The 9557-nt window shown below is 71.1% G+C and carries 6 protein-coding genes and 1 pseudogene; 4 read left to right on the plus strand and 3 right to left on the minus strand.

Annotation, left to right across the window (positions count from 1 at the left end; translation table 11 throughout):
• Positions 1 to 230: 230 nt before the first annotated feature.
• Positions 231 to 518 (plus strand): annotated as a pseudogene (locus ACFV9O_RS10740) (SAM-dependent methyltransferase); the annotation flags it as partial.
• 158 nt (positions 519 to 676) lie between these two features.
• Here the strand turns inward: ACFV9O_RS10740 and ACFV9O_RS10745 are convergent.
• Together ACFV9O_RS10745 and ACFV9O_RS10750 are read right to left on the minus strand one after the other, a co-directional pair.
• Positions 677 to 4453 carry a S8 family serine peptidase gene (locus ACFV9O_RS10745; protein WP_385415154.1) on the minus strand — a complete coding sequence of 1259 codons (3777 nt, stop codon included), beginning with the start codon at positions 4451 to 4453 and terminating at the stop codon, positions 677 to 679.
• A gap of 684 nt (positions 4454 to 5137) precedes the next feature.
• The gene (locus ACFV9O_RS10750) at positions 5138 to 6286 is read right to left on the minus strand and encodes a flavin-containing monooxygenase (RefSeq protein WP_385415156.1); all 1149 of its coding nucleotides are present in this window, start codon (positions 6284 to 6286) and stop codon (positions 5138 to 5140) included.
• 117 nt (positions 6287 to 6403) lie between these two features.
• Between ACFV9O_RS10750 and ACFV9O_RS10755 the strand changes: the two genes are divergently transcribed.
• Together ACFV9O_RS10755 and ACFV9O_RS10760 are read left to right on the plus strand one after the other, a co-directional pair.
• The gene (locus ACFV9O_RS10755) at positions 6404 to 6856 is read left to right on the plus strand and encodes a DoxX family protein (RefSeq protein WP_385415158.1); all 453 of its coding nucleotides are present in this window, start codon (positions 6404 to 6406) and stop codon (positions 6854 to 6856) included.
• On the plus strand, positions 6853 to 7275 hold the full coding sequence (locus tag ACFV9O_RS10760; RefSeq protein WP_385415161.1) for a Zn-ribbon domain-containing OB-fold protein: 423 nt from the start codon (positions 6853 to 6855) through the stop codon (positions 7273 to 7275). Before ACFV9O_RS10755 ends, ACFV9O_RS10760 begins: the two co-directional genes overlap by 4 nt.
• Before the next feature lie 60 nt (positions 7276 to 7335).
• On the opposite strand, the gene ACFV9O_RS10765 is transcribed toward ACFV9O_RS10760, so the two are convergent.
• Complete coding sequence (locus ACFV9O_RS10765; protein WP_385415164.1) at positions 7336 to 8109, minus strand: TetR/AcrR family transcriptional regulator; 774 nt, start codon at positions 8107 to 8109, stop codon at positions 7336 to 7338.
• A 93-nt stretch (positions 8110 to 8202) separates the two neighbouring features.
• Here ACFV9O_RS10765 and ACFV9O_RS10770 point away from each other — a divergent pair, with 93 nt between their 5' ends.
• Positions 8203 to 9414: an FAD-dependent monooxygenase gene (locus ACFV9O_RS10770; RefSeq protein ID WP_385415167.1), complete on the plus strand. Its 1212-nt coding sequence runs from the start codon at positions 8203 to 8205 to the stop codon at positions 9412 to 9414.
• The last annotated feature ends 143 nt before the right edge of the window (positions 9415 to 9557 follow it).

Genomic DNA, 9557 nt, shown 5'->3' on the forward strand with positions numbered 1-9557 from the left:
GGAGACCCACCGGGAAAAGCCGTCGGAAAACCCGCCTGCGCGTGGCCGGGAACGCCCCGTGACGGGCCTGGGCGGCGGTCGCGAAGCCGGAGACCCGGGGTTCGGAATGGCGGGGCCGCCGTGCGTCCCACGAGGCGACCGCGATCCGTTCACGGCCCTGGGCCATACCGCCTGACCTGGGACTTCGTCCCATCGGACAGTACGCTCGCCACCATCGGAAAGGGGGCCGGATGGACCGGAACATACGCTCCGTGGACGACGTGCTGGCGCTGCTGGACGGCCTGTTCGCGCCCGGGGCCGACCGCTGGACGGCCGGTGCGGGCGCCGCCTGGTGGGACGGCTTCTACGCGGACCGTTTTTGGCCCGTGCCGTTCTTCGTGGCAAAGCCGGACGAGAACCTCGTCCCGTACCTCGACCGCGGTCTGATCACCCCGGGGCGCGCACTCGACCTGGGGTGCGGCCCGGGCCGCAACGCCCTCCACCCCGCCTCCCTCGGCTTCGAGGTGGACGCCGTCGACCGGTGACGTGCCCGTGCCGGCCGGTGAACGCTGCGGCTTCCTGGGCGCGGACGGCGGTCTGGACGCATTCGACGAACGGCGGGTGCCGGGGGACACCCCCGGCACCCGCCGCGACGGTCCTGCCGGCGCCTCCGCGGGGATTCCGCGGAGGCGCTCGCTCACTTGCCGAGCAGGTAAGCCCGTTCCACGGTCTGCTTCACCGTGTTGCCCGCCTTGTCGGAGGCCGTGACCCGCAGGGTCACGTACGCGCCCTGCCGCTGGCCGTCCGGCCGCTCGATGGTGGCGGTGAACCGGTTGTCGCCACGGTCCTCGACGCGGACCCGCCCCTGCCAGGTCTTGCCGTCGTCGAAGGACGCCTCGACCTTGAGCTCGACCCCGGCGGGGGCGGCGAGCCCGTCCTGGTTCCTGACGGTCAGGTCGAGTTCATGCAGCTTCCCGCCGTCGACCGTGTTCGTCAGGTCGACAGGGACCCCGTAGTCGACCTGGAGGAGGGGCAGCAGCGTCTCCTCGGTCGCGGTGTCCGAACGGAACGTCCATGATGTGGCGGTCCGGGTACCGGTCTGCCAGTAGTCGGAGACGCGCTCGGTCGTCAGGTCCAGCCGGTAGTCGGCCGTTCCGGCAGCGACCGGGAAGGACCCCCAGGCACTGTTGGACTGGCCCACCACCTTGCCGTCACGGTAGAGGGCGGCCGTCACGGTGTCGCCCTGGTAGTCCGGTACGTCCAGCGTCCCGGCCCCGGGACCGCCCAGCACGAAAGGCGCCTGCTTGCGGGCCCAGTGACCGGCCACCGCGTCGGTGTACTCCGGGATCGCCAGGCGGAGGATGTCGCCTTCACGTACGGAGGGACGGCTCCAGCCGCGCGGGATGGACGGCCGCACCACGGCCTTGTTCCACTCCTCGACGGCCTGCTCACCCGTCTTGAAGGTGCGGGGAGCGTCCCGGAGGCCCCACACCATCGGCAGGTTCTCGAACGGGCTGGTGATGAAGCCGACGTAGTGCATCCACTCCGTGTCCCCGGAGGTGACGTACTCGGTCCGCGTCCCGCCCGTCCGCACCCAGCGTGAGGTCTCGAAGCTGTACTTCGCGTAGGGGCGCCAGCTGAAGCGCTGCTCGCCGGTCCAGTCCAGTGCGCCGGTGTCCATGTAGGACGCCTGCACCTGTGCCGTGTTGCGGTCCGAGACGGTGTACGTCGCGTCCTGCGGGATCTGCTGCTCCCAGATCGCCCTGATGTCGTAAAGGTACGGGCTCTCCACCGTCCCGGAGATGTCGATGACGGCCTTGTGCCCCTTCATGTACTGCAGCAGCTTCGCACCGTCGGTCGCGTTCACCCGGAACACGGGGACGGCGGAGCGGGTGTCCGTCGGCTGCCAGCGGGTCCAGGCCAGCATCCCCTCCGGCAGGACGATCATCAGGCCCTTGGCGCCCGCCTTGGCCGCCGCCCTCGCGAGGTCGTACTCGCCCGTTGCGGTGGCGTCGCGGACCACGGCGAGCTTGCCCCGCACGGTGTCGGGCCGCAGGTCCGGCTCGTCCCTCGTACCCGCGTCCACGGCGGTGAGCCGCTCTCCCTCGGGGGCGAACGGAGCGGACAGCTGGAAGTAGTACGGGTCCAGGCCGAAGTCGGCGCCGCGGACTTCGGCGCGGAGCTGCGGAGCCGTCATCTCCCAACGGGAGTTGAACTCGAACTCGCCGTCGGAGACCTTGGACGTGGGGTTCACGTACAGGTCGACCGCCTCGGCGCCTGCTTCGAACAGAATGGTCTGGTCGAGCACCGTCCCGTCGATCTTGCGGTACATCTCGTAGGACAGATTGTTGCGCCGCACGGCGGGCTTCGGCGTCTGCACGCGCACCAGCTTGGTGTTGCGCGTGTCCAGGGCCACGGTCGTGTCCCCGGTGACCTTCACCTCGGGCTCGATGACCTGGAGCAGCCGCGCGCCGGTGGCGGTCCATTCCACCGCCGTGCCGGCGACCTGGTACGTACCCTCCTCGACCTCGGCAACCATGGGGTCGAAGCTGATGAACCGGGCGTCCGTGTCCCCGCCGAAGACCTGCAGCATGTTCCACCACATGGGCTCGCCGGTCGGGCCGTACGACTCGATGGTGACCTTGTGCATCGGGGCGCGTACGACCAGGCTGACGGTGGTGTGGACCGATACGCCGTCGGCGGTGGTGGCGGTGACGTAGCCGTAGTAGGAGCCTCGGCCGGCCTTCGTGGGGTCGACTCCGACCGGCATCTCAACGGTCGCGCCAGGGGCGACCCGGAGCGTGTCCGCACCCAGCGTCAGCGCCTCCGCGGGGAGTTCCCTCCCGCCGTTGGTGGCCAGCGTGGCACGCACGCTCAGCGAGACCTCGCTGTCGGAGTCGTTGGTGTAGCGGATCACTCCCGCCCGCTCCACCGGGGATTCGTCCCTGCCGAACGGGCCCATGGCGATCGTGCCGGTGGCGTTGACGGGGGCGGAGATCGCCGCCTTGACGTCGACGCGGCCGCCGCCCTGCTGGGTCGGCACCTGGCCGGAGATCGTACGGGACGTGCTGATCAGCGCGTCCTTGAGCTGCTCGGCGCTCCAGTCGGGGTGCTGCCCGGCGAGCAGTGCCGCCGCGCCGGCCACGTGGGGCGTCGCCATCGAGGTGCCGTTCACCGCGGTGTAGTACTCGTCGATCGGGGTGCCCATGGCAGTGCCGGCGGCGCGTGCGGCCACGATGCCGACGCCCGGAGCCGTGATGTCCGGCTTGACCGCCTTGTCGCCGTAGCGCGGACCGCGGCTCGAGAAGGGGGCCAGCGAGTCGTCGCGGTCGACGGCGCCGACGGTGAGGGCGGCGTCGGCCGCGCCCGGCGAGCCGACCGTCATGTCGCCCAGCTGGCCGGCGTTGCCGGCGGCGACGACGAAGAGCGCGCCGCTGCTGCGGGAGATCTCGTTGACCGCCAGGCTCATGGGGTCGGTGCCGTCGGTATCGCCGTCCGATCCCAGGCTCATGTTGACGACCTTGGCACCCTGGGCCGCGGCCCACTCCATGCCCGCGATGACCTGGGATGCGGTGCCGAAGCCGCTGTCTCCGAGCACCTTGCCGATCAGCAGGTCGGCGCCGGGCGCGACGCCCTTGCGGAGGCCGTTCGAGGCGGCTCCGCTGCCGCCGGCGGTGGCGGCAACGTGCGTGCCGTGGCCGAAGCGGTCCTCGGTCGAGCCGCTGTCGGAGAAGTCCTTGGCCTCGACCACCCGGCCCGCGAGGTCGGGATGGTTCTGGTCGGCGCCGGTGTCGAGGACCGCGACCTTGACGTCCTCGCCGTGGTAACCGGCCGCCCATGCGGTCGGCGCGTTGATCTGCGCGGTGCTGCGGTCCAGCGTGGGACGCACCTTGTGGTCCAGCCAGATCTTCGGAGTCGCGGCCGCCGCGCTCGCGACGGACGCGCCCGCCGGAGGTACGAGCTGCTTCCAGAAGGCGGTCAGGTCGTCGTCGGCGACGCGCAGGGCCTGGGCGCCGATGCTCGGCAGTTGCCGCGGCTCCGCGGAGTCATCGTTGAACTCTGCGAGTGCGTCCACCCGCTTGACCGCCGCACGCGCCGAGCCCTTGGGCGCGGACACGATCAGGGGCAGGGCGTCGGCGTGCGCCTCGTCGTACCCCTGGGCGATGAGGCCCGCGACGTCGAAGAGCCCCGCGTCCAGCCGCTCCGTGCGGACCAGCGCCGCCGCGTCGGAGGGCAGGACCGTCAGGGCGCCGTCCTTTTCGGTGATCTGGAAGAAGACGTTCTCGCGGCCCGGTGCGCGCTGCACCGAGGCCGTCTTCTTGCCGTTCGGCGCGTCGCTGACGGTGACTCGGTCGCCGGTGATCAACCGTAGCGTGGTCGTGCGGTCGTGCGGTGCCGGCGTGCGCGCCTCGGTCCCTGGCAGGGGCTGGGCCGCGACGGGTGTGAGCGCACTCGTCGCCACCATCACCGACATCGATGTCACCGCCCAAAGGCGGATTCGTCTCATTGGTGTTTACGGCCTTTCTGGTATCCCGACGTCGGGGTCCCGACATCTGGGCAAAGCACTGTGAGCGGGCGCCATGAGCACACAGATCCGGCGCGGCCCACCTGGGGCATATGAGATGAACGGCATCCAGCCTCGACATGAACCGCGGCCGAATCTGCCGTCGTTCCGTACGCCATGTGTCCGCTTGCCGGAGGTGGTGAGCCGGTGACCGGAGAGGTATCGGCATGTCACAGGCGAAGGATGGGTCGGGTCAGGGGACCGGCGTCGCGTCAGCCGCAGTTGACGGCGTTACGGCTTCGACCGGGACCGACCGGGATTGCCGACCTGCACGGCCGGCGCACCTGCGGCCATCAGCATTAGTCCTGTCATGTCGTCGCCTGGAGGTCCCATGCCATGAGCAAAACCCTCTCGTACAACCATGGTTCACCGCCCGTCCGGAATCATGCGCCAAGCAATCCGGACCTGCCAGCTCATCCGGGTGGCAAGAACACGCCATGTCCAAACTGCGACACGCGTCAGTTGTGCCGCCTTCGGCTGCCTCGGCGCGGTGGTGTACGAGAGGTTGAAGGGGTGTCCGCCCCTGGTGGCCGTTCGAGTCGAACACGCAGCGAGGCTCGGTGCGAGGCGGGCTGGTCAGGGCCGGACACCTGTTTAGTCGGCCAGAGCTTTCGCGATCTTCCGTGCGTCCAGCGCCATCTCGCGGAACATCCCGCTGATCGGATTCGTGAAGCCCGTGAAGTACAGCCCGGGTGCTTGTTCTGGAGTGCGGGCGCCGTGGACGACCGGGCGCCCGCGGTCGTCCAGGACACCGAGATGTCCGACGAGGGGCTCCAGGCCGCGGGTGTAGCCGGTGGCGGCGATCACCGCGTCGGGTGTGAGGTGCGAGCCGTCCGCCAGGGCGACCTTGGAGTCGTCGAAGGTCTCCACGGCCGCGACCACTTCCACGCGGCCCGCCCGGACCGCGTCGATCAGGCCCACGTCCTGGACCGGGATGGCGCCCTGCAGGACCCGGGAGTACAGGCCGGTGTCCGGCCGCGGAAGACCCTGGGCGGACAGGTCGGGCACGGAGATCCGCCCCAGCAGACCGCCGGCCGCGTCCACCAGCCGCACCGGCAGACGGCGCACGAGGATGCCGGTGCGCTGCGCGGGCCAGCCCGCCGTGGAGCGGCGCACGATGTGGGGCGCGGTGCGGACGGCCAGGCGTACGCGCGCGGCGCCGCCCTCCACCAGGTCGACGGCTATCTCGGCGCCTGTGTTGCCGACGCCGACGACCAGGACGTCCTTGCCCGCGTAGGGGGCCGGGTTGCGGTACGCGGAGGCGTGCAGCACCTCGCCCGCGTACGTGACCAGGCCGGGCCAGTCCGGCAGGCGCGGGGTGTGGTTGAAGCCGGTGGCCACGACGACCGCGCGGCCGGTGAGACGGCGGCCACCGGACGCGTGCAGGACCCAGTCGGAGCCGTCCGGCTCGATCCGGGAGACCTCGACGCCCGTCACCAGTTCCAGCTCGTGGAACTCCGCGTACTTCTCCAGATAGTGGACCACGTTGTCGCGCGACACCCACCGCCCGAACCTCCGCGGTATGGGCAGGCCGGGGAGTCCGGACAGGCGCCGGGTGGTGTGCAGGTGCAGCCGGTCGTAGTGGCCGCGCCAGGACGCGCCGACGGACTCCGACTTCTCCAGGACCACGGCCCGTACGCCACGCTCGCGCAGCGCGGCCGCGACGGCGAGGCCGCCGGGGCCCGCTCCGACGACGTAGACGGGGCGGTCGTTCGTGAGGTCCATGGCTCTGTGATCGGGCATGAGCGCACAGCGTAACGGCGCGCCATTGCGAATCGGTCACGGCCGCCGACCTCTTGCGCGGCGACGCCCCATCCGGTGAACTGACGTACCGTCAGATCTCGGAGGGGAGGCCCCGGAATGCAGACCGTCTGGCTCACCGGCGCCGAATGGCTCGCCGTCCTTCGCATCGGCCTCGGCCTGTGGTGGCTGGAGAGCTGGCGGCACAAGGACAAGAAGGGCTGGTTCGAGCGCGGCACCGGCATCGCCTGGGCCGCCGACGTCGCGGCGAAACACCGCTGGGAGCTGGTGCGATCCGGCTTCGACGCGGTCGTCGCACCGCGCCCGAAGGTCATGGCCCATGTGGTCGTCTACGCCGAGCTCGCCCTCGGCCTCGGCCTGATCGCCGGATTCCTCACCCCGATCGCGCTGGTCGGCGGGCTGGTCCTCAATCTCCTCTATCTCGTCCTGATGATCCACGACTGGGCCGAGCAGGGGCAGAACGCGATGATGGCGCTGATCTCGCTCGTCGCCCTCTTCGCGATGTCCTGGCAGACCTGGTCCCTCGACCACGCGATGGGACTCTTCACGTGAGCTCTCCCGGGACCGCGGCGACGCCCGACATCGACGACTTCACGCGGCCCTACTGGGACGCGGCGGCCGACGGCCGGCTGCTGGTCCGCCGCTGCGGCGGGTGCGGGCGGGCCCATCACTATCCGCGCGAGTTCTGCCCGTACTGCTGGAGCGAGGACGTCGCCTGGGAGCGGGCGAGCGGGCGCGCCACCCTCTACACGTGGTCCGTCGTCCACCGCAACGACCTCCCGCCCTTCGCCGGCCGTACGCCCTACACGGCGGCCGTCGTCGACCTCGCCGAGGGCCCGCGCATGATGACCGAGGTCGTGGACTGTGCGGAGGCGGACCTGCGGATCGGGATGGAGCTGGAGGTGACCTTCCGCACGGCGGGCGAGGACGGGGTCGCGGTGCCGGTGTTCCGGCCGTCGGCGAAACGCTGACGCCGGTATCAGCTTCGGGAGAACCCGAGGCCGCCACCGTCCCGCTGCCCAACCGGTCGGTCAATCGGCGCGCTGAGTGATGAGCGCGCCCAAGCCGTCCAGGATGCGCTCCAGGCCGAACTCCAGGGCCTGGTCCTGGCCGTCGGGCTCGGCCGCCGACGAGGTCATCGCGGAGAGCACGGCCGGGTAGCGGTCGCCGTGGGTGTGCAGGACAGTGGCCAGGGCAGAGTGGAACTGCGCCTCGGGGGCGGCCGAGGGGCTTGCCGCTCGGGCCTGTTGGGCGATGCCGCGTACGTGGCTGGAGAGCAGGACGACCGCGTCCATCCGCTCGCCGCCGGTGAGGCCGGTGCCGTCCAGGGCGGCGAGGGCCCGCTCCATCCAGGCCAGTTCCTTCGGGCCCATGAGCCGCGGGCCGACCGTGGCGTCCAGCAGCCAGGGGTGGCGCTGGAAGACGGTGACGAGGCGGCGGGACCAGTCGGCGAGGGCCTCCCGCCACCCGGCCGTCTCCGACGCCCCGGCCCCCGCCGACGCCCCGGCTCCCGCCGACGCCCCGGCCGTCTCCGACGCCTCTCCCGGCACGTCGTCGATCGCGGTCTCCACCATCAGGGCGACCAGCTCCGCCTTGCCCGGCACGTACCGGTACAGCGACATCTTCGTGAAACCCAGCACCTCGGCGACCCGCTGCATCGACAGGGCGGGGAGCCCCTCTTCGTCGGCGATCCCGATGCCCGCCCGCGCAATGCGGTGGAGGCTCAGCGCCGGCTTCGGGCCCCGCCTGGGCTGCGGACGGGGGCCCCAGAGGAGCTGTACCAGCTCGTCCGGATTCTCGGTCATCACTGCGCTCCCTTGCCAAGCCCGAAAACTGTGTCTACCGTACACAGCACGAAATAGTTTCCGATGGACACAGTTTTAGGGGGAGTGGAAACCATGGGCAAGAAGGTCCTCGTCTCGGGCGCGAGCATCGCCGGTCCGGCGCTCGCGTACTGGCTCGGCCGACACGGCTTCGAGGTCACCGTCGTCGAACTCGCCCCCGCCCTGCGCGAGGGCGGCCAGGCCGTCGACTTCCGCGGCGACACCCACCTGACGGTGCTGGAACGGACGGGCGTGCTGGCCGAGTTGCGCCGGATCCGGACCGGCGGCAGCCCGATGCTCTTCGTCGACGAGCGCGGAAAGCGGCAGCTGTTCCTGCCCGCCGACTTCGCGGGCGGCGACATCGAGGTCCTCCGCGGCGACCTCTCGCGCGTGCTCTACGAACACAGCCTCCCGCACGCCGAGTACGTCTTCGGGGACACCGTCACCCGGCTCGAACAGACCGAGGACGGGGTGCGCGTCGCCTTCCGCCACGGCGCGCCCCGTGCGTTCGACCTGGTCATCGGCGCGGACGGGCTGCACTCCAACGTCCGGCAGCTCGCCTTCGGACCCGAGGAGAAGTACGTCCGCCACCTCGGCCACTACGCCGCCACCTGGAGCCTGCCCAACCACCTCGGCGCCGGCTCCGGCGAGGGCTCCATCGGCTACAACGTCCCCGGCCGTCTCGCCTCCGTCGGCGCGGACCGCCGCAACCCGGACCGGGTCGGCGCCTTCTTCGTCTTCGCCTCCGACGAGCTGACGTACGACCGGCACGACCCGGAGCAGCAGAAGGCCCTGATCACGGACGCCTTCGCGGGCCTCGGCTGGGAGGTGCCGAGGCTCCTCGCCTCACTGGAGGACGCCACGGACCTCTACTTCGACTCGATCAGCCGCGCCGACGTGGAGACCTGGTCCACGGGCCGCGTCGCCCTGGTCGGCGACGCCGCCTGCGGCGCCACCATCGGCGGCATGGGTACGGGGACGGGCATCGTGGCCGCGTACGTGCTCGCCGGAGAACTCGCCCGCGCGTACGGGGCCGACGGCGGCGACGGCGACCACACGACGGCATTCGTCCGCTACGAGAACCTCGTGCGCGGCTACGCCGAGGGCTGCCAGAAGGGCGGCGACCGCACGGGCCCGTTCCTCGCCCCCGGCAGCAGAACCGCGCTGCGGCTGCGCAACTGGATGCTGAGCCGGCCCTTCTTCCTCAACTGGATGCTCAGGGAAGGGCAGAAGGTCAGCAGCACCATCGATCTGCCGGACTACACGGCCGAGCCGAGCATCCGCTGAGGCGGGCCTCACGGACGCACGGCATGCGACGTGGGGGTTCCTTCTACGGAAGCCCCCCATCGCCCCCCGGTAAGGGCGGACCCCACCCGGCTGAGCCCCATCCCAAGTGTCCGTGTATGCCCGAGATCCCCTGGAGCGTGGGC

Origin of the sequence: Streptomyces sp. NPDC059909, from assembly GCF_042730885.1 — a bacterium.
Classification (GTDB): Bacteria; Actinomycetota; Actinomycetes; order Streptomycetales; family Streptomycetaceae; genus Streptomyces.

Bases quoted from the DNA above. Each gene is read 5' to 3' on its own strand.
- ACFV9O_RS10745 (WP_385415154.1), bottom strand. From the start codon at position 4,453: ATGTCGGTGATGGTGGCGACGAGTGCGCTCACACCCGTCGCGGCCCAG.
- ACFV9O_RS10750 (WP_385415156.1), bottom strand. From the start codon at position 6,286: ATGCCCGATCACAGAGCCATGGACCTCACGAACGACCGCCCCGTCTAC.
- ACFV9O_RS10755 (WP_385415158.1), top strand. From the start codon at position 6,404: ATGCAGACCGTCTGGCTCACCGGCGCCGAATGGCTCGCCGTCCTTCGC.
- ACFV9O_RS10765 (WP_385415164.1), bottom strand. From the start codon at position 8,109: ATGACCGAGAATCCGGACGAGCTGGTACAGCTCCTCTGGGGCCCCCGT.
- ACFV9O_RS10770 (WP_385415167.1), top strand. From the start codon at position 8,203: ATGGGCAAGAAGGTCCTCGTCTCGGGCGCGAGCATCGCCGGTCCGGCG.